Annotated in this window: 1 pseudogene; it reads left to right on the top strand. The window is 66.2% G+C overall.

Going from position 1 to position 308, the window contains the following annotated elements:
• Nucleotides 1-308 (top strand): annotated as a pseudogene (locus HMPREF2716_RS10640) (glutamine synthetase); the annotation flags it as partial.

Here is a 308-nt window from a genome sequence, read left to right as displayed (position 1 = left end):
TTCTTCGCCGACCCCCGCGAAGTCCTGCGCCAGGTGGTGGCCAGGTTCACCGAGATGGAACTGACCATCGTCGCCGCCTTCGAGCTGGAGTTCTACCTGATCGACCAGGAGAACGTGAACGGCCGGCCGCAACCGCCGCGCTCGCCGATCTCCGGCAAACGTCCGCAGTCGGTGCAGGTGTACTCCATCGACGACCTCGACGAATACGTCGAGTGCCTCCAGGACATCATCGACGGCGCCCGCGCCCAGGGCATCCCGGCCGACGCCATCGTCGCCGAATCCGCACCGGCGCAGTTCGAGGTCAACCT

Origin of the sequence: Pseudomonas sp. HMSC076A11 (assembly GCF_001810205.1) — a bacterium.
Lineage (GTDB): Bacteria > Pseudomonadota > Gammaproteobacteria > Pseudomonadales > Pseudomonadaceae > Pseudomonas > Pseudomonas aeruginosa.
This window is presented reverse-complemented; position numbering and strand designations above follow the sequence as displayed.